At 71.9% G+C, this 17,720-nt stretch carries 17 protein-coding genes and 1 pseudogene; 7 read left to right on the forward strand and 11 right to left on the reverse strand.

The window, feature by feature from the left end; translation table 11 throughout:
• Positions 1-64 precede the first annotated feature (64 nt).
• From AB0N31_RS24375 to AB0N31_RS24395, 5 genes and pseudogenes are all read right to left on the reverse strand, one after another.
• Positions 65-1,582 (reverse strand): annotated as a pseudogene (locus AB0N31_RS24375) (glycoside hydrolase family 15 protein); the annotation flags it as partial.
• Positions 1,583-1,720: 138 nt separating this feature from the next.
• Positions 1,721-2,512, reverse strand: coding sequence for an SURF1 family protein (locus tag AB0N31_RS24380; RefSeq protein ID WP_366060525.1), 792 nt, complete (start codon positions 2,510-2,512; stop codon positions 1,721-1,723).
• A 48-nt stretch (positions 2,513-2,560) separates the two neighbouring features.
• The gene (locus tag AB0N31_RS24385) at positions 2,561-2,794 is read right to left on the reverse strand and encodes a hypothetical protein (RefSeq protein WP_363091090.1); all 234 of its coding nucleotides are present in this window, start codon (positions 2,792-2,794) and stop codon (positions 2,561-2,563) included.
• Between the two features lie 79 nt (positions 2,795-2,873).
• Entirely contained in the window at positions 2,874-3,857 is a 984-nt protein-coding gene (locus tag AB0N31_RS24390) for a DEDDh family exonuclease (RefSeq protein WP_366060526.1), read from the reverse strand.
• 299 nt (positions 3,858-4,156) lie between these two features.
• The gene (locus AB0N31_RS24395) at positions 4,157-5,689 is read right to left on the reverse strand and encodes a S8 family serine peptidase (protein WP_366060527.1); all 1,533 of its coding nucleotides are present in this window, start codon (positions 5,687-5,689) and stop codon (positions 4,157-4,159) included.
• 309 nt (positions 5,690-5,998) lie between these two features.
• On the opposite strand from AB0N31_RS24395, the gene AB0N31_RS24400 reads away from it, so the two are divergent.
• The 3 genes from AB0N31_RS24400 (at position 5,999) to moaA (ending at position 9,122) form a co-directional block, all read left to right on the forward strand.
• Positions 5,999-6,355 (forward strand): DUF485 domain-containing protein, encoded by a 357-nt coding sequence (locus AB0N31_RS24400; RefSeq protein WP_366060528.1) that lies wholly within the window; start codon positions 5,999-6,001, stop codon positions 6,353-6,355.
• Positions 6,352-7,974, forward strand: a complete 1,623-nt coding sequence (locus AB0N31_RS24405) for a cation acetate symporter (RefSeq protein WP_366060529.1) — start codon at positions 6,352-6,354, stop codon at positions 7,972-7,974. Before AB0N31_RS24400 ends, AB0N31_RS24405 begins: the two co-directional genes overlap by 4 nt.
• A 158-nt stretch (positions 7,975-8,132) precedes the next feature.
• A complete protein-coding gene (gene moaA, locus AB0N31_RS24410) occupies positions 8,133-9,122 on the forward strand; it encodes a GTP 3',8-cyclase MoaA (protein WP_366060530.1) in 990 nt (329 codons plus the stop codon).
• On the opposite strand, the gene AB0N31_RS24415 is transcribed toward moaA, so the two are convergent.
• Positions 9,119-9,370 carry a hypothetical protein gene (locus tag AB0N31_RS24415; RefSeq protein ID WP_366060531.1) on the reverse strand — a complete coding sequence of 84 codons (252 nt, stop codon included), beginning with the start codon at positions 9,368-9,370 and terminating at the stop codon, positions 9,119-9,121. The two genes, moaA and AB0N31_RS24415, sit on opposite strands and share 4 nt — an antisense overlap.
• A 175-nt stretch (positions 9,371-9,545) precedes the next feature.
• A complete protein-coding gene (locus AB0N31_RS24420) occupies positions 9,546-9,980 on the reverse strand; it encodes a DUF3099 domain-containing protein (RefSeq protein ID WP_366060532.1) in 435 nt (144 codons plus the stop codon).
• Positions 9,981-10,180: 200 nt separating this feature from the next.
• On the opposite strand from AB0N31_RS24420, the gene AB0N31_RS24425 reads away from it, so the two are divergent.
• Positions 10,181-10,459 carry a GlsB/YeaQ/YmgE family stress response membrane protein gene (locus AB0N31_RS24425; RefSeq protein ID WP_366060533.1) on the forward strand — a complete coding sequence of 93 codons (279 nt, stop codon included), beginning with the start codon at positions 10,181-10,183 and terminating at the stop codon, positions 10,457-10,459.
• Between the two features lie 90 nt (positions 10,460-10,549).
• Here the strand turns inward: AB0N31_RS24425 and tyrS are convergent, their stop codons facing one another.
• From tyrS to AB0N31_RS24440, 3 genes are read right to left on the reverse strand one after another with little or no spacing between them, the layout of a single operon-like run.
• Positions 10,550-11,818, reverse strand: a complete 1,269-nt coding sequence (gene tyrS / locus AB0N31_RS24430) for a tyrosine--tRNA ligase (RefSeq protein ID WP_366060534.1) — start codon at positions 11,816-11,818, stop codon at positions 10,550-10,552.
• A gap of 55 nt (positions 11,819-11,873) precedes the next feature.
• On the reverse strand, positions 11,874-13,268 hold the full coding sequence (locus AB0N31_RS24435; RefSeq protein WP_366060535.1) for a metallopeptidase TldD-related protein: 1,395 nt from the start codon (positions 13,266-13,268) through the stop codon (positions 11,874-11,876).
• Positions 13,265-14,788 (reverse strand): TldD/PmbA family protein, encoded by a 1,524-nt coding sequence (locus AB0N31_RS24440; protein ID WP_366060536.1) that lies wholly within the window; start codon positions 14,786-14,788, stop codon positions 13,265-13,267. The genes AB0N31_RS24435 and AB0N31_RS24440 overlap by 4 nt, the downstream gene beginning before the upstream one ends.
• 243 nt (positions 14,789-15,031) lie before the next feature.
• On the opposite strand from AB0N31_RS24440, the gene fabG reads away from it, so the two are divergent.
• The 3 genes from fabG (at position 15,032) to AB0N31_RS24455 (ending at position 17,036) form a co-directional block, all read left to right on the forward strand.
• Positions 15,032-15,736: a 3-oxoacyl-[acyl-carrier-protein] reductase gene (gene fabG, locus AB0N31_RS24445; RefSeq protein WP_366060537.1), complete on the forward strand. Its 705-nt coding sequence runs from the start codon at positions 15,032-15,034 to the stop codon at positions 15,734-15,736.
• Between the two features lie 5 nt (positions 15,737-15,741).
• Positions 15,742-16,509: an enoyl-ACP reductase FabI gene (gene fabI, locus AB0N31_RS24450; RefSeq protein ID WP_366060538.1), complete on the forward strand. Its 768-nt coding sequence runs from the start codon at positions 15,742-15,744 to the stop codon at positions 16,507-16,509.
• Between the two features lie 170 nt (positions 16,510-16,679).
• Positions 16,680-17,036: a hypothetical protein gene (locus tag AB0N31_RS24455; protein WP_366060539.1), complete on the forward strand. Its 357-nt coding sequence runs from the start codon at positions 16,680-16,682 to the stop codon at positions 17,034-17,036.
• Here AB0N31_RS24455 and AB0N31_RS24460 read toward each other — a convergent pair.
• Entirely contained in the window at positions 17,017-17,706 is a 690-nt protein-coding gene (locus AB0N31_RS24460) for a FadR/GntR family transcriptional regulator (protein WP_366060540.1), read from the reverse strand. The two genes, AB0N31_RS24455 and AB0N31_RS24460, sit on opposite strands and share 20 nt — an antisense overlap.
• Positions 17,707-17,720: the final 14 nt, after the last annotated feature.

The raw sequence follows: 17,720 nt of genomic DNA on the forward strand, positions 1-17,720 counted from the left end.
ACTACGGCTCGCGCGACCTGGACGCCGCCCTGCTGCTCATCCCGCGCGTCGGCTTCCTGCCCCCCGAGGACCAGCGGCGCAGCAGACCGTCGTGCCCGAGTTCCTCGCGGACGGCGTCGACGGTGCCGATCACCCGCGGGTCCTCGGGGGGCAGGAAGCCGACGCGCGGGATGAGCAGCAGGGCGGCGTCCAGGTCGCGCGAGCCGTAGTACTGCGTGAAGGTGTTGCGCTCGGGGTCGTAGCCCTTCTCGCACACCTCACGGTGCACCTCGTCGCGCAGCGCCCGCCACCTCTCCAGGTCGCCGCTGAGCCGCGGGTAGCGCTCCACCGCGCGGACGGCACGGTCGGCGGCCACCCACACCATCACCTTGGAGTGCACGAACTGGCGGCGGCCGCCGCGCACCTCCCAGAGCCCCTCGTCGGGCTGCCGCCAGTTCTCGCACAGCCAGTTCATCAGCGCGCACTGGAGCGACCACACGTGCGGCTTGGGCGTCATCCCCGCGGTGCGGGCCAGTGACAGCGAGTCCATCACCTCGCCGTACACGTCGAGCTGGAGCTGGCTCACGGCGCCGTTGCCGATGCGCACCGGGCGGGAGCCCGCGTAGCCGGACAGCCACGGCAGCTCGAACTCGGGCAGCCGGCGCTCGCCCGCCAGCCCGTACATGATCTGGAGGTCCGCCGGGTCGCCCGCGACGGCACGCAGCAGCCAGTCGCGCCAGGCCTCGGCCTCCTCCTCGTGGCCGGCCGCCAGCAGGGCACCGAGGGTGAGGGTGGAGTCGCGCAGCCAGCAGTAGCGGTAGTCCCAGTTGCGGACCCCGCCCAGCTCCTCGGGCAGGGACGTGGTGAGCGCGGCGACGATGCCGCCCGTCGGCACGTAGGTGAGGGCCTTCAGGGTGATGAGGGAGCGGATCACGGCGTCCCGGTGGGGACCGTCGTAGCGGCAGCGCGCCGACCACGCCCGCCAGTCCGCGACGCTGGCCCGCAGCGCCTCGTGGGGGTCGACGAGCGGCGGGCGCGCGTGGTGCGAGGGGTGCCAGGTCAGCACGAACGCGACCGTCTCGCCCGCGGCGACGGTGAACTCCGCGTGGGTGCTGAAGTTCTCGCCCCAGGTGCGCACCTCCGGCTCGCTGCGCAGCCACACCGCGTCCGGCCCGGCGACCGCCACCCGGTGGCCGTCGACCCGGCGCATCCACGGGACGACCCAGCCGTAGTCGAAGCGCAGCCGCAGCGCGCTGTGGACGGTGACCCGCCCGCGCAGCCCCTCGACGATCCGTACGACGTCGGGGGCCCGGTCGCGCTGCGGCATCAGGTCGGTGACCCGGATCGCGCCCTCGTCGGTCTCCCACTCGGTGTCCAGGACGAGCGTGTCCGGGCGGTAGGCGCGGCGGGTGCAGTGCTCCCCGTCGGCGCCCTGGGGCGCGATGCGCCAGTGGCCGTTGTCCTCGTCGCCCAGGAGGCGCGCGAAGCAGGCTCCGGAGTCGAAGCGGGGCAGGCACAGCCAGTCGATCGAGCCGTCCATGCCGACCAGGGCCGCGGTCTGTTCGTCGCCGATGACGGCGTAGTCCTCGATACGGGGGTGCACGGGGTGCGGGTTCCCGGCGGTGCGGCAGGGCAATCCGGGCGGGAGCCGGGAGGGTGACACGGGGCCGGGACGTTCGGCCGGCCGCGGCCCCGGCGGGCAGGGCCGGGCCGCGGCCGGGGTACGGCCCCGGCGGGGCCCTCAGACCGCCGCGGGCTGTGCCTCCGAGGGCTTCTGCGCGGCCGCCTCCCTGCGGTCGCGCAGTTCCCGCCGGACCAGGATCACCCAGCCGATCGGTACGCCCGCGGAGAACAGCCACCACTGGATCGCGTAGGCGTAGTTGAGCGCGGCGTCCTCGTTGCCGGGCCTGCCGATCAGCTCGGGGGTGCCGTTCGCGGGCTCGGGCGCCGTCTGCGCGATGTAGCCGCCGAGGACCCGGGCGCCGAGGCGCCGCGCCTCCTGCGCGCTGTCGATCAGCATGACCTGCCGGTCCGGCAGTCCCTGGAGGTTCTTGATGCCGCTCGCCGCGGTCGTCTCGTCGGGCATCAGCCGCCCGGTCACGGTGACCTGGCCGGCGGGCGGCGCCGGGACCTCGGGGAACGCGGTCTGACTCGGGGCGTCGGCGGGGATCCAGCCGCGGTTGACCAGCAGCACCTTCCCGTCCTTCAGGACGAACGGGGTGACGACGTGGAAGCCGACCTCCTCGTCGCCGTTGACGCGCCGCCGGACCACGATCTCCCGCTCGGGGTCGAAGTGGCCCACGGCGGTCACGGAGCGGTACCGCTGGCCGGTGCCGACGGTGTGGCCCGGGGACGTCAGCGTCTCCACCGGCACGGGATCGGCGGAGAGCGCCCGGGAGACCAGCTGGTTGCGGGCGGTGCGCTCGTCGTGGCGGTGCATCTGCCAGATGCCCAGCCTGATCATCGTGGGGATCAGGAGGAGGGCGACGAGCGTGATGATCACCCACTGCCGGGACAACAGGAAGCGGTACACCCCACGACGGTACCTCCCGGCCGTGGGGTGTTTTCGGGTGGGGCCGCTTCAGACCCGGTCGACGATGCCCGCCTTTCCCTCCGCGCGGGCGCAGTGGGCGCCGCAGTACCAGCGCCCCTCGGCCTCCACGCCCTGGCCGATGATCTGCACCCGGCAGTGCTCGCAGATCGGGGCCATGCGGTGGATCGCACAGGAGAAGCAGTCGAAGACGTGCACCGCGCCCTGCGCGTGCACCTCGAAGGTCATTCCGTAGTTGTTGCCGCAGACTTCACATGTCGCCATGGGCCACAGGGTGGGCCGTCGGCGCGGCGCGGGCGAGGCGGTGCCGGGCGAGTCGCGCGGCAATCACCCGTCCGTACGGTCACCGCGGCGCGGCCGGCTCGACGTCGCGCAGCAGCTGGCCGAACGCCGCCTCGTCCACCACCGGCGTGCCGAACTGGCGGGCCTTGACCACCTTGGAGGTGCCTGAGTCGGGGTCGTTGGTGACGAGCAGGCTGGTCAGCCGGGAGATCGACGTGGCGACGTGCAGTCCGGCCTCGGTCGCGCGGTCCTCCAGCAGCTCGCGCTCGACCGAGGTGTCCCCGGAGAACGCGATGCGCATGCCCTGTTTGAGGCGTTTGCCGTCTTCGTACCGCCCCGGGTTGGGGTGCGGGCACGCAGGTCGCTTCCGGGCCGGCCGCCAACTCGTCGGCCGGGGGCCGCCCGCCTGCTGCCCGACCCGCGGCGCGGGACGGTCCTGCCACTCCGTCAGCGGCCGGCACTCGTGCAGCGGCAGCCGCACACCGCCCGCCGCCGCGGCCCGCAGACTCGGCCGGAACGCCTCCGCCAGCACGCGCGCGTCGTCCAGGGCGTGGTGCGCCCGCCGCTGGACGACACCGAAGTGGGCGGCCAGCGACTCCAGCTTGTGGTTGGGCAGCGGCAGGGCCAGCTCCTTGGCGAGCGCGATGGTGCACAACCGCTGCCTCACCGGGGCCTCGCGCTTCGCGCGCGCGTACTCGCGGGCGATCATCTGCCAGTCGAACACCGCGTTGTGCGCGACCAGCACCCGGCCGTCGAGCCGGTCCGCGAACTCCTGCGCCACGTCCCGGAAGAGCGGCGCGCCCTCCAGCGCCTCGCTGGTCAGACCGTGGATCCACACCGGGCCCGGGTCGCGCTCCGGGTTGACCAGCGTGTACCAGTGGTCCTCGACCTCACCGCGCGCGTCCAGCCGGTACACGGCGGCGGAGATGATCCGGTCGTCGCGGGCCAGGCCGGTGGTCTCCACGTCGACGACCGCGTATCCCCGGGGGTAGGCGGCCGGCCACTCCGTGGGGGAGGACGCTGTGGGCGTACGGTCTTCGAGCATGGTCAATGAGGATACGGGCCGCCACCGACAGCCGACGCACGCCTCCCACCCCGCCGCCGGACGCACTCGCACACGCGTGCGGAACGAAGCCGGACGGAGGGCGCGGCGGACGTACGGGGATTCGGCGCCGGCCGGGCGATGCCGGACACCTCCGCGGGACCGGCGCCGGTCCCGCACCGGCAGGCGCACAGCCACCCCCGGAGCGGCGGCACCCGCGCGGGCCGTCGTGCGCAATGCGGCCGAAGACGCCGAAGGGCCGGGCGGATCCGCTCCGCCCGGCCCTTCGAAGGACGTCCCGGCTACTTCACCGCACGCAGCGCGTTCACCACGCCGAAGCCGTAGAAGCCGTTGACGCGCTTGCCGCCCTCACAGGTCGCGTCCACCACACCGTCACCGTTGCCGTCGTACGGCTCGGCCGGGCAGCCCGGGTTGTCGGCCTGCGCCTTGAGCAGCGCCTGGAGCGTCGCCGGAGAGGCCCACGGGTGGGCCGACTTCAGCAGCGCGGCCACACCGGCGACGTGCGGGGACGCCATCGAGGTGCCCTGGAGGAAGCCGTACGCGTTGTTCGGCATCGTCGACAGGATGCGGCCGTTGGCCGACGGGGTCTCCGGGATCTGGTACCGGTCGCCGCCCGGCGCCGCCACGTCCACGGCGCCCAGACCGTACGTGGAGTAGTACGACTTGGTGCCCTTGACGCCCGTCGCGCTCACCGTGACGACCCCCGGCAGCTGGGTCGGCACGTCGAAGCACTCGTGCGGGTCGATCGTCCGCGTCACCGGAGTGGAGTCGTCCGGGCTGGAGTCGTCGACGATCGCGTCGGAGTCCAGGTCGTGGTTGGAGTTGCCGGCCGAGGCGACGTTGAGCGTGCCCTTCTTCTGGGCGTACAGCTGCGCCCTGTTGACCGCGTCGACGATGGCCTTCTGGTCGGGGTCGTCCATGCAGTTGTACAGCCACGGGTCCACGTAGTAGCTGTTGTTCGTGACCTCGACCCCGTGGTCGGCGGCGAACACGAAGGCGCAGACGACGTTCTCCGGGTAGAAGAGGCCGTCCTTCGGGTCGCTCACCTTGATGCCGGCGACCTTCACGCCGGGCGCGACACCGGCCACGCCGATGCCGTTGCGGGCCGCCGCGATCTCACCGGCGACGTGCGTGCCGTGGTAGTCCTCGGTCGGGTTGTACGGCCGCCAGGCGCCCTCGCTGGTGTCGGCCACACCGCCGACGCAGTTCGCCGACTGCGACGCGGAGAAGTTCGGCGCGAGGTCCGGGTGGGTGTCGTCCACACCGGTGTCGATGACGGCGACGGTCACCTTGCTGCTGCCCGGGTTGATCTCGGCGGCCTTGTCGGCGCCGATGGCGCGCAGGTCCCACTGGTCGGCCTCGAGCGGCTCGCTCGCGCCCGCCGCGGCGGACGCGCTCGCCGTCTTCGCGGCCTGGGCCGCGGACATCAGCTCGGCGGCGCCCTCGTCGGTGGTCCCGGCGGGGCTCAGCGGCGCGGTGCGGGTCGCGCCCGCCGACTGCACCCCGCGCACCGCGCGTATCTGCGCGCCGAAGTCGGGGTTCGCCGAGTGCACGACGATGACGCCGATCTTCGCGTAGGTCGCGACGACGGTGCCGCCGGCCGCGGCGATCGCCTTCTTCGCCGACTCGATCGTGCGGTGATCCACCTTGGTGTTGACGACGTACGCCAGCGTTCCGGCGTCCGCCGCCTGGGTGGCCGTGGCCGTGGCCGGAGCCGCCGAGGCCGCCGTGGGCAGGAAGCCGAGGGAGGCGGTCAGCGACAGCACGACGGGCACCGCGAGGGCGAGGCGGCGTCTGGAAGGCAGATGAGCCATGGGGTCTCCACATCATCCGGAAGCGAGACCTGCCCGGACACGGGTCGTGCCTGGGCAGGTACATGACGGGGTGGTGCTCGCCCGAAGCTATCTCCCCGACTCCCCGGCCAGCAATGACCTTCGGGAGGTCAGTTCACCCGGCCATGACCTTCGCCGGGCGCCGCTCGTTGGCCAGGAGGCGCCGAGGTCGCTTCGGAAACCGGTGCGGGGTGTTGAACCCGTCGTCGTGCGCCGCCGTGACCTTGGGCAGGGACGGCGAGGACCCTCGCCCGCCCTTTGCCCACCGCACCCGCAACGCGAGGAGACTCCGTGGCCACCGAGACACCGCCCCCCTCGAAATCCCCAGCCCAACTCCCCGCCGGCGAGGAGTTCGTCGCGGTGCAGGAGAGCGCGGAGTTCGGTGAACTGCGCCGCTCCTACCGCGGCTTCGCCTTCCCGCTGACCTTCGCCTTCATCGCCTGGTACCTGCTGTACGTCCTGCTGTCCAACTACGCGGGCGACTTCATGGGCACCAAGCTGTTCGGCAACTTCAACGTCGCCATGACGCTGGGCCTCGCCCAGTTCCTCACCACGTTCCTCATCGCCTGGTGGTACGCGCGCGTGGCCGCCGCCAAGTTCGACCCCAGAGCCGAAGCGATCAAGTCCCGGATGGAGGGCGGCGCATGAACACCGCGCAGACGTTCCTGGCCGCCGGTGAGGCCGGCGAGCACCGCACGCTGATCATCACCCTGTTCGCCGTCTTCGTCGTCGCGACCCTCGTCATCACCGTGTGGGCGGGCCGCCAGACGAAGGACGCCGCCGACTTCTACGCGGGCGGCCGCCAGTTCACCGGATTCCAGAACGGCCTCGCCGTCTCCGGCGACTACATGTCGGCCGCGTCCTTCCTCGGCATCGCCGGCGCGATCGCCCTCTTCGGCTACGACGGCTTCCTGTACTCCATCGGCTTCCTGGTCGCCTGGCTGGTCGCCCTGCTCCTGGTCGCCGAGCCGCTGCGCAACTCCGGCCGCTACACCATGGGCGACGTCCTCGCGTACCGCATGCGCCAGCGCCCGGTCCGCACGGCGGCCGGCGTCTCCACGATCGTCGTGTCGATCTTCTACCTGCTGGCCCAGATGGCGGGCGCGGGCGTCCTCGTCTCCCTGCTCCTCGGCATCACCAGCGACAGCGGCAAGATCGGCATCGTCGCCCTCGTCGGCGTCCTGATGATCCTGTACGTCACCATCGGCGGCATGAAGGGCACCACCTGGGTCCAGATGGTCAAGGCCGTCCTGCTGATCGCCGGAGCCCTGCTGCTCACCTTCCTGGTGCTGCTGAAGTTCGACTTCAACCTCTCCGACCTGCTGGGCTCGGCCGCCGACAACAGCGGCAAGGGCGCCGCCTTCCTGGAGCCGGGCCTGAAGTACGGCGCCACCGGCACCACCAAGCTGGACTTCATCTCCCTCGGCATCGCCCTGGTCCTCGGCACCGCCGGCCTGCCGCACATCCTCATCCGCTTCTACACCGTCCCCACCGCCAAGGCCGCCCGCAAGTCGGTGCTCTGGGCCATCGGCCTGATCGGCGCCTTCTACCTGATGACCCTCGCCCTCGGCTTCGGCGCCGCCGCGCTGATCGAGCCGGACGAGATCACCTCCTCCAACAAGGCGGGCAACACCGCCGCACCCCTGCTGGCGCTCCATCTCGGCGGCGTCGACTCCACCTGGGGCGCCATCCTGCTCGCCACCATCTCCGCCGTCGCCTTCGCCACGATCCTCGCGGTCGTCGCCGGCCTGACCCTGGCCTCGTCCTCCTCGTTCGCCCACGACATCTACGCGAACGTCATCAAGAGGGGCACGGCCACCGAGAAGCAGGAGATCAACGCGGCCCGGTACGCGACCGTGGGCATCGGCGCCGTCTCCATCCTGCTCGGCGCCCTCGCGAGGGACCTCAACGTCGCCGGACTGGTCGCCCTCGCCTTTGCGGTCGCCGCCTCGGCCAACCTCCCGACCATCCTCTACAGCCTGTTCTGGAAGCGGTTCACCACCGCCGGCGCCCTGTGGTCCATCTACGGCGGCCTGGTCACCGCCGTCGGGCTCGTGCTGTTCTCCCCGGTCGTCTCGGGCAAGCCCACCTCGATGTTCCCCGACGTCGACTTCCACTGGTTCCCGCTGGAGAACCCCGGCCTCATCTCCATCCCCGTCGGCTTCCTGCTCGGCTGGCTCGGCACGGTCATCTCCAAGGAGGAGCCGGACACCGCCAAGTACGCGGAGCTGGAAGTACGGTCCATGACCGGCACCGGCGCACACTGACACACCCCCCGGAGGGGCCGCGTCGCGGGCGATCCGTGGATCCCCACGACGCGGCCCCCTCGTACCTCGTGGAGATCGCGCCCCCTCGTTGTCGGTGGTGTCACGTAGGCTCACAGATGACGGAAAACCTGTGATCCGCTACGAGGGAGGGGGCCCGCGTGCTCATCGACACCTACGGCCGGGTGGCAACCGACCTGCGCGTCTCACTGACCGACCGCTGCAATCTCCGGTGCACGTACTGCATGCCCGAAGAGGGCCTGCAGTGGCTGGCCAAGCCGGATCTGCTCACGGACGACGAGATCGTCCGCCTGATCGACATCGCCGTCACCTCCCTCGGCATCGAGGAGGTCCGCTTCACCGGCGGCGAACCCCTGCTGCGCCCCGGCCTGGTCGGCATCGTCGAGCGGGTCGCGGCCCTGAGCCCGCGCCCCCGGATGTCGCTGACCACCAACGGCATCGGCCTCAGGCGCACGGCACCGGCCCTCAAGGCCGCGGGCCTGGACCGGGTCAACGTCTCCCTCGACACGCTCCGCCCGGACGTCTTCAAGACCCTCACCCGCCGCGACCGCCACAAGGACGTCCTCGAAGGCCTCCGGGCCGCCCGGGACGCGGGCCTGACCCCGGTCAAGGTGAACGCGGTCCTGATGCCCGGCCTCAACGCCGACGAGGCCCCCGACCTCCTCGCCTGGGCCGTCGAGCACGACTACGAACTGCGGTTCATCGAGCAGATGCCCCTGGACGCCCAGCACGGCTGGAAGCGCGAGGGCATGGTCACGGCAGGCGACATCCTCGCCTCCCTGCGCACCCGCTTCGACCTCACCGAGGAGGGCTCCCAGGAGCGCGGTTCGGCCCCGGCCGAACGCTGGATCGTCGACGGCGGCCCGCATCGGGTCGGCGTCATCGCCTCCGTCACCCGCCCGTTCTGCGCGGCCTGCGACCGCACCCGCCTCACGGCGGACGGCCAGGTCCGCACCTGCCTCTTCGCCCGCGAGGAGACCGACCTGCGCGCCGCCCTGCGCTCCGACGCCCCCGACGAGGAGATCGCGCGCATCTGGCGCCTGGCGATGTGGGGCAAGAAGGCGGGCGCGGGCCTGGACGACCCGGCCTTCGTCCAGCCGGACCGCCCGATGTCGGCGATCGGCGGCTAGGACGCCCCGGGGGCCCCGGGAACCGGAGCCTGGGGAACCTCGGGCGACTCCCACTCCGCCAGCAGGACGACGTCCTTCAGGAAGCCGCGCACTCCGAGGAACTGCGACAGGTGCTCCCGGTGCTCCTCGCACGCCAGCCACGTCTTGCGGCGCTCCGGCGTGTGGATCTTCGGGTTGTTCCACGCCAGCACCCACACGGCGTCGGCACGGCAGCCCTTGGCGGAGCAGATCGGGGTCTCGTCACTCACGGGTTCGTCTCACAGGTGCGCGGAAAAAGGCGACGCCGAGCAGCCACGGGGGGAGCTGCCCGGCGTCGGTCCGTCGCTCCGACGGGGGATGCGGAGCGCGTACGAAGTATGTCATGGCGACCCGGCGCCACGGCACTGGAACAACAGCTTTTATTGGGCTCGGCGCACAGCCGGCTCATGGCCGCCGCTCTGTCGGACCGGCCTCCACGTGCCCCGACCGGGGCCCGGATTCCTCGTGCGGAGACTCCGGTTCCTCCCGCGGGGATTCCGCGGCGGGCTCCTCTTGTGCCGTCCGTTCCTCCGTGTGCCCGGAGGTGATCATCGGCGGCGGGGGAGTGGTCACGAACGTCGACGGCAGCCCCGGCGCGTTCTCCCGTCCGGCATTGGCGATCACCACCGCGACGTACGGCAGGACCAGGCCCAGGACCAGCGCCACCACCGCGACATGCCGTTCCACGTTCCACAGCGTCGCTCCCAGGATCACCGCCACGGTACGGACCGACATCGAGATCACGTACCGCCGCTGCCGGCCCCGGACGTCCTCCTGGAGGCCCTGACGTGCTCCGGTGATCCGGAACACCTGGGCGCCGCCGCCGCGCTGCTTCCGCATCACATTCCACCATCCGCGCGCTCGAACTCTCCCCGCTCGTCAACGGTACGCCGCGACCCGGCCGCTCTCGAGACCGGGTCGCCGCCGGCCGGGTGGACACGCTGCGCCGTACCACGTACGGCAGTACCCGACATGCGGCGTAAGGAGGCCGGGCCGACACTGGGGGCAATGCTCGCGTAGAGCCGTACGAGGAGGCAGCAATGGGCTGGTTGTGGGCGATCATCGTGGGATTCGTGCTGGGCCTGATCGCCAAGGCGATCATCCCGGGCAAGCAGCACAGCCCGCTGTGGCTGACCACCATCTTCGGCATCCTGGGCGCGATCGTCGGCAACGCCGTCGCCCGGGGCTTCGGAGTCGAGGAGACCCCCGGCATCGACTGGAGCCGGCACATCTTCCAGCTGGTCGCCGCCGTCGTCATCGTGGCCGTCGGCGACATGCTGTACGTCCGGACGCTGGGCAGGCGCAGGCACCGCGCCTGAGCGCACGAAGAGGCGCGGGCCACGGGCGGCGGGCCACGGAATCCCGTGATCCGCCACGCGTGACCCGCGCCCCGGTGGCGCTCCGCGCCACTACGCCCCCGTCACCTCGACGGCGGCCAGGTTCTTCTTGCCGCGCCGCAGCACCAGCCACCGCCCGTGCAGCAGGTCCTCCGCCGCCGGGACGGCGTCCTCGGCGGTGACCTTGACGTTGTTCACGTAGGCGCCGCCCTCCTTCACCGTCCGCCGGGCCGCCGACTTGCTCGCCACCAGGCCGACCTCGGCGAACAGGTCGACGACCGGCGCCGGCTCGGCGACCCGGACGTGCGGCACCTCGGACAGGGCCGCGGCCAGCGTCCGCTCGTCGAGGTCCGCCAGCTCGCCCTGCCCGAACAACGCCCTGGACGCGGCGATCACGGCGGCCGTCTGGTCGGCGCCGTGCACCAGCGTCGTCAGCTCCTCGGCCAGTGCCCGCTGCGCGGCCCGCGCCTGCGGCCGCTCCGCGGTCTGCCGTTCCAGCTCCTCCAGCTCCTCGCGGGAGCGGAAGGACAGGATGCGCGAGTACGTCGAGATGTCCCGGTCGTCCACGTTCAGCCAGAACTGGTAGAACGCGTACGGCGTCGTCATCTCCGGGTCGAGCCAGACGGCGCCGCCCTCGGTCTTGCCGAACTTGGTGCCGTCCGCCTTGGTCATCAGCGGCGTCGCCAGCGCGTGTACGGAGGCGTCCGGCTCCAGCCGGTGGATCAGGTCCAGGCCGGCCGTCAGGTTGCCCCACTGGTCGCTGCCGCCCTGCTGGAGCGTGCAGCCGTAGCGCCGGTAGAGCTGGAGGAAGTCCATGCCCTGGAGGATCTGGTAGCTGAACTCGGTGTAGCTGATGCCCTGGTCGGACTCCAGCCGGCGGGCCACGGAGTCCTTCGTCAGCATCTTGTTGACGCGGAAGTGCTTGCCGATGTCCCGCAGGAACTCGATCGCGGACAGACCGGCCGTCCAGTCGAGGTTGTTGACCATCACGGCCGCGTTCTCCCCCTCGAACGAGAGGAACGGCTCGATCTGGGAACGCAGCCTGCCGACCCAGCCGGCGACCGTCTCCGGGTCGTTCAGCGTGCGCTCCGCCGTGGGGCGGGGGTCGCCGATCAGGCCCGTGGCGCCGCCGACCAGCGCCAGCGGCCGGTGCCCGGCCTGCTGGAGCCGGCGTACGGTGAGCACCTGCACCAGGTGTCCGACGTGCAGGGACGGCGCGGTCGGGTCGAAGCCGCAATAGAACGTGATGGGACCGTCCGCGAGCGCCTTGCGCAAAGCGTCCTCGTCGGTGGACAGGGAGAACAGCCCCCGCCACTTCAGCTCGTCGACGATGTCCGTCACGGTTCTCGTGTCTCCTCGATGTTCTCGGGCGGTCCGGCGACCACCGGCTATGAGGTTATACGCCCTGGCTGACAGAGCTCATGTTGAAGTCCGGCACCCGCAGCGCGGGCATGGCGGACCTGGTGAACCAGTCGCTCCACTCCCTGGGCAGCGTCTTCTCCGTGCGCCCGGCCTCGGTGGCCCGGCCCAGCACGTCGACGGGGGACTCGTTGAAGCGGAAGTTGGTGACCTCGCCCACGACCTCGCCGTCCTCGACGAGGTAGACGCCGTCCCGGGTCAGCCCGGTCAGCAGCAGGGTCGCCGGGTCCACCTCGCGGATGTACCACAGGCAGGTCAGCAGCAGCCCGCGCGTGGTGCTCGCGACCATGTCCTCCAGCGACCGGTCGCCGCCGCCGTCCAGGATGAGGTTGTCGGCTCCGGGAGCCACCGGCAGGCCGGTCAGGGCCGCGCCGTGCCGGCTGGTCGTGAGCTGCTTCAGCTCACCGCCGCTGATCCACTCGGTGGCCCGGATCGGCAGGCCGTTGTCGAACACCGACCGGTCGCCGCCCGAGGAGTGCGCGACGACGAACGGCGCCGACTCCAGGCCCGGCTCGTCCGGGTCGCTGCGCAGGGTCAGCGGCAGCCCGGCCAGCCGCTCGCCGAGCCGGGTGCCGCCGCCCGGCTTGGAGAACACCGTCCGCCCCTCGGCCGCGTCCCGGCCCGACGACGACCACAGCTGGTAGATCATCAGGTCCGCGACCGCGGTCGGCGGCAGCAGCGTCTCGTACCGCCCCGCGGGCAGGTCGATCCGCCGCTCGGCCCAGCCCAGCCGTACGGCCAGCTCGGCGTCGAGCGCCGCCGGGTCGACGTCCTTGAAGTCCCGCGTCGAGCGGCCCGCCCACGCCGAGCGCGTACGGTCCGGCGACTTGGCGTTCAGCTCCAGCGTCCCGTTGGGCTGGTCGTGCCGCAGCCGCAGCCCCGTCGACGTGCCCAGGTAGGTCGAGACCAGCTCGTGGTTGGCGAAGCCGTACAACTCACGGCCGCCCGCACGCGCGCGTGCGAACGCCTCGCCCAGCGCCGGGGCGAAGTCGGCGAACACCGCGGACGAGGTCTCGACGGGCGCCTCGGTGAACTCGGGGGACGGCGCCACGCCCGTCACCAGCGGCTGCGCGTCCTCGGCGGGCGCCGCACCGCGCGCGGCGGCCTCGGCGGCCCGCACCAGCGGCTCCAGCTCGTCGGCGGTCACCGCGGACCGCGAGACGACCCCGGCGGCGGTGCCCTCCTTGCCGTCGACGGTCGCGATCACGGTGAGCGTGCGCCCGCGCGTGACACCGTTGGTGGTCAGCGCGTTGCCCGCCCAGCGCAGATTGGCGGTCGACCGCTCGTCTGCGATCACGACGCAGCCGTCGGCCCGCGACAGCTCCAGCGCGCGCTCCACGACCTCGTGCGGCTTGTCGGTACGGGCGCTCATCGGCCGGCCTCCTGCGTGGTGTTCAGAATGTTGACGCCCTTGAACAGGGCGGACGGGCAGCCGTGCGACACGGCCGCGACCTGGCCAGGCTGGGCCTTGCCGCAGTTGAAGGCGCCGCCCAGGACGTACGTCTGCGGGCCGCCGACGGCCGCCATGGAGCCCCAGAAGTCGGTGGTCGTCGCCTGGTAGGCCACGTCCCGCAGCTGCCCGGTGATCCGCCCGTTCTCGATCCGGAAGAACCGCTGTCCGGTGAACTGGAAGTTGTAGCGCTGCATGTCGATCGACCAGGACCGGTCCCCGACGACGTAGATCCCGCGGTCCACGCTTCCGATCAGGTCCTCGGTGGACATCCCCGCCGGATCCGGCCGCAACGACACGTTGGCCATGCGCTGCACCGGCACGTGCGCGGGGGAGTCGGCGAACGCGCACCCGTTGGAGCGCTCGAAGCCGGTCAGCTTCGCGATGCGCCGGTCCAGCTGGTAGCCGACGAGCGTGCCGTCCTTGACCAGGTCCCAGGACTGGGCCTCGACGCCCTCGTCGTCGAAGCCGACGGTCGCCAGGCCGTGCTCGGCGGTGCGGTCGCCGGTGACGTTCATCAGGTCCGAGCCGTAGCGCAGCGTGCCGAGCCGGTCGAAGGTGGCGAAGGAGGTGCCGGCGTAGGCGGCCTCGTAGCCGAGGGCCCGGTCCAGCTCGGTGGCGTGCCCGATGGACTCGTGGATGGTCAGCCACAGGTTGGACGGGTCGACCACCAGGTCGTACAGCCCCGGTTCCACGCTCGGCGCCCGCATCTTCTCGGCGAGCAGCTCCGGGATCCGCTCCAGCTCCTCGTCCCAGTCCCAGCCGGTGCCCGTCAGGTACTCCCAGCCGCGCCCCACCGGCGGCGCGACGGTCCGCATCGAGTCGAACTCGCCGCTGGACTCGTCGACCGACACCGCCGTCAGCGCCGGATGCAGCCGTACCCGCTGCTGGGTGGTCACCGTCCCCGCGGTGTCGGCGTAGAACTTGTTCTCGTGGACGGTGAGCAGCGAGGCGTCGACGTGGTTGATCCCGTCGGCCGCCAGCAGCCGGGCGCTCCAGTCCGCCAGGAGCGCCGCCTTCTCCTCGTCGGGCACCGTGAACGGATCGATCTCGTACGACGAGACCCACGACTTCTCGGCGTGCACCGGCTCGTCTGCCAGCTCCACCCGCTCGTCCGACCCGGCCGCCCTGATCACCTGCGCGGACAGCTTCGCCATCGCCACCGCCTGCGAGGCGACCCGGGCGGCGGCGTCCATCGTCAGGTCCACGCCGGAGGCGAACCCCCACGTCCCGCCGTGCACCACCCGCACCGCGTACCCGAGGTCGGTGGTGTCCGACGACCCGGAGGGCCTGGCGTCCCGCAGCCGCCAGGACGCGCTGCGCACCCGCTCGAACCGGAAGTCGGCATGGTCCGCGCCGAGCGCACGCGCGCGTGCCAGGGCGGCGTCCGCGAGGGCCCGCAGCGGCAGTGCCGTGAAACTTTCGTCGATGCTGTGAGGCACCTGGGTATCTCCCTGTGGTCGTCGCCTGTGCTGGCTCCGATCATGTCGCGCGAGCGGACCCCCGGACCACAGCTTTCCGGCCCGCTCCGGCATCTTTCTGTAGAAACCCCACAGTCAGTCCCGTGACCGCCTGTCGGTGCCCGAATGTCCCCGGGCCTCGGCGTACCGATAGGTTTCGAGGGAAGCCGCCTGCCGGTCAGGTCTCGGGCGGTGTGTCAAGACCCCTACGGAAAGGGTGATCCGTTGAGCCGCTCGGTTCTCGTCACCGGAGGTAACCGGGGCATCGGCCTCGCCATCGCCCGCGCGTTCGCCGATGCCGGCGACAAGGTCGCGATCACGTACCGGTCGGGGGAGCCGCCCGCCGGCTTCCTGGCCGTCAAGTGCGACATCACCGACACCGAGCAGGTGGAGCAGGCCTACAAGGAGATCGAGGCCGAGCACGGCCCGGTCGAGGTGCTGATCGCCAACGCGGGCGTCACCAAGGACCAGCTCCTGATGCGCATGTCCGAGGAGGACTTCACCTCGGTCGTCGACACCAACCTCACCGGCACCTTCCGGGTGGTCAAGCGCGCCAACCGCGCCATGCTGCGGGCCAAGAAGGGCCGCGTCGTCCTGATCTCCTCCGTCGTCGGCCTGCTCGGCTCGGCGGGGCAGGCGAACTACGCCGCCTCCAAGGCCGGGCTGGTCGGCTTCGCGCGGTCCCTCGCCCGCGAGCTGGGCTCGCGCAACATCACCTTCAACGTCGTCGCCCCCGGCTTCGTCGACACCGACATGACGCAGGCGCTGACCGACGAGCAGCGCGCCAACATCGTCTCGCAGGTGCCGCTCGGCCGGTACGCGCAGCCCGAAGAGATCGCCGCAACGGTGCGGTTCCTCGCCTCGGACGACGCCTCGTACATCACTGGAGCCGTCATCCCCGTTGACGGCGGACTGGGAATGGGTCACTGATCACCATGAGCGGAATTCTCGAGGGCAAGCGCGTCCTGATCACCGGTGTGCTGACGGAGGCCTCCATCGCCTTCCACACCGCCAAGCTGGCCCAGGAGCAGGGCGCGGAGATCATCCTCACCGCGTTCCCGCGGCCCACCCTGACCGAGCGCATCGCCAAGAAGCTGCCCAAGCCCACCAAGGTCATCGAGCTCGACGTCACCAACGACGAGCACCTCGGCCGCCTGGCCGACGTCGTCGGCGAGGAGCTCGGCGGCCTCGACGGGGTCGTCCACTCCATCGGCTTCGCCCCGCAGGACGCCCTCGGCGGCAACTTCCTGAACACGCCGTTCGAGTCGGTGGCCACCGCCATGCACGTCTCGGCGTACTCCCTGAAGTCGCTGACCATGGCCTGCCTGCCGCTGATGCAGAACGGCGGCTCCGTCGTCGGTCTGACGTTCGACGCTCAGTTCGCCTGGCCGCAGTACGACTGGATGGGCCCGGCCAAGGCCGCCCTGGAGGCCACCAGCCGCTACATGGCCCGCGACCTGGGCAAGCAGAACATCCGCTGCAACCTGGTCTCGGCCGGTCCGCTCGGCTCCATGGCCGCCAAGTCCATCCCGGGCTTCGGCGAGCTGGCGTCCGTGTGGGACTCCCGTTCCCCGCTGGAGTGGGACCTGAAGGACCCCGAGCCGGCCGGCCGCGGTGTCGTCGCGCTGCTGAGCGACTGGTTCCCGAAGACCACGGGCGAGATCATCCACGTGGACGGCGGCCTGCACGCCATCGGCGCCTGATCCACCGACCCGTCGTCGACGTACCGACGCCCCGCCGCCCGCCTCGCGCGGGAGGCGGGGCGTCACCCGTTCGGCGTACCCGGCCGGGCGGCGGAGCACCTGCGCAAGGCAGTCTGAAGTACGCGTCCACCAAGCGCTTCCCTCCCCAGCCCGGCCGAGGAGGTCCCCTTGTGCGCCTGTTCCGCAGCGTGGCCCCACTGACCGTCGCCGTCTGCCTCGTCCTGTCGCTGCCCTACGACGCGCTGCCCCACGCGCGCGTGCCGGCACGGCCCGCCACCGCCGCCGCACCCGGGGACCTGTTCGGCTCGGAGTGCCGGACCACCGTCGACGGGTCGGAGGTGACCACCTACTGCCACAACCCCTACGCCGCCGCCGACCGGGTACGCCTGCACATCGAGTGCGCGCGCTGGTGGGACCTCGACACGGACGGCGCCCCCGCCGACGTCGGACCTGCCGTGACCGTACGGCTGACCGGGCGCTGCTGGAAGGAGGTCGGGGCGGTCTGGGTCAGCCACCAGCGGGTGTGAACCGTCCGGGCCGGCACAGGAAGGGGTAGCTCGCGGCCTCGGCGGCGGCCGTCTCCGCGTCCCCCGCGCGGATCGCGTCGACCAGCCGGGTGTGGTCCATGCGCGTCTGCGGCGTCAGCTCCCCGCCGACGTCCTCGCGCAGCCAGTCCCGCAGGACCTCGCCCAGGTCGGCGTACACGGCCGTCATCGCGTCGTTGTGGGAGGCGGCCACCACCGCCAGGTGGAACGTCGCGTCCGCCGTCACGAAGGCCTCGGCGTCGCCCGACTCCCACGCCTCCTCGCGGCGCAGCAGCAGGGTGTCCAGCTGCCCCAGGTCCTTCTCGGTGCGCCGCTCGGCGGCCAGCCGCGCCGCGCCCGACTCCAGGGTGGCGCGCAGTTCCGCGATGTGTCGCGGGTCGGCGTCCGCGAAGCGGTGGTGCATCACGCCCGCCAGCTCGCTGGTCGCCACCACGTAGGTGCCCGAGCCCTGGCGGATGTCCAGCAGCCGGTTGTGCGCGAGCGCGCGGACGGCCTCGCGGACGGTGTTGCGCGCGACGCCCAGTTGCCCGACCAGCTCGGGCTCCGTCGGGATGCGCGAGCCCACCGGCCACTCTCCCGAGGTGATCTGGGCGCGCAGCGCGGCGATGACCTGCTCGGACAGCGCCGAGCGGCGGGGATGGCTCAGGGGCATGGCACACCTTCGCA

The organism is Streptomyces sp. NPDC051051 (assembly GCF_040682975.1).
Classification (GTDB): Bacteria; Actinomycetota; Actinomycetes; order Streptomycetales; family Streptomycetaceae; genus Streptomyces.

Excerpts from the sequence above, each read along its gene's own strand:
- AB0N31_RS24385 (WP_363091090.1), bottom strand. The coding sequence starts at position 2,794 with ATGGCGACATGTGAAGTCTGCGGCAACAACTACGGAATGACCTTCGAG.
- AB0N31_RS24390 (WP_366060526.1), bottom strand. The coding sequence starts at position 3,857 with ATGCTCGAAGACCGTACGCCCACAGCGTCCTCCCCCACGGAGTGGCCG.
- AB0N31_RS24395 (WP_366060527.1), bottom strand. The coding sequence starts at position 5,689 with ATGGCTCATCTGCCTTCCAGACGCCGCCTCGCCCTCGCGGTGCCCGTC.
- AB0N31_RS24405 (WP_366060529.1), top strand. The coding sequence starts at position 6,352 with ATGAACACCGCGCAGACGTTCCTGGCCGCCGGTGAGGCCGGCGAGCAC.
- AB0N31_RS24420 (WP_366060532.1), bottom strand. The coding sequence starts at position 9,980 with ATGCGGAAGCAGCGCGGCGGCGGCGCCCAGGTGTTCCGGATCACCGGA.
- AB0N31_RS24425 (WP_366060533.1), top strand. The coding sequence starts at position 10,181 with ATGGGCTGGTTGTGGGCGATCATCGTGGGATTCGTGCTGGGCCTGATC.
- AB0N31_RS24435 (WP_366060535.1), bottom strand. The coding sequence starts at position 13,268 with ATGAGCGCCCGTACCGACAAGCCGCACGAGGTCGTGGAGCGCGCGCTG.
- fabI (WP_366060538.1), top strand. The coding sequence starts at position 15,742 with ATGAGCGGAATTCTCGAGGGCAAGCGCGTCCTGATCACCGGTGTGCTG.
- AB0N31_RS24460 (WP_366060540.1), bottom strand. The coding sequence starts at position 17,706 with ATGCCCCTGAGCCATCCCCGCCGCTCGGCGCTGTCCGAGCAGGTCATC.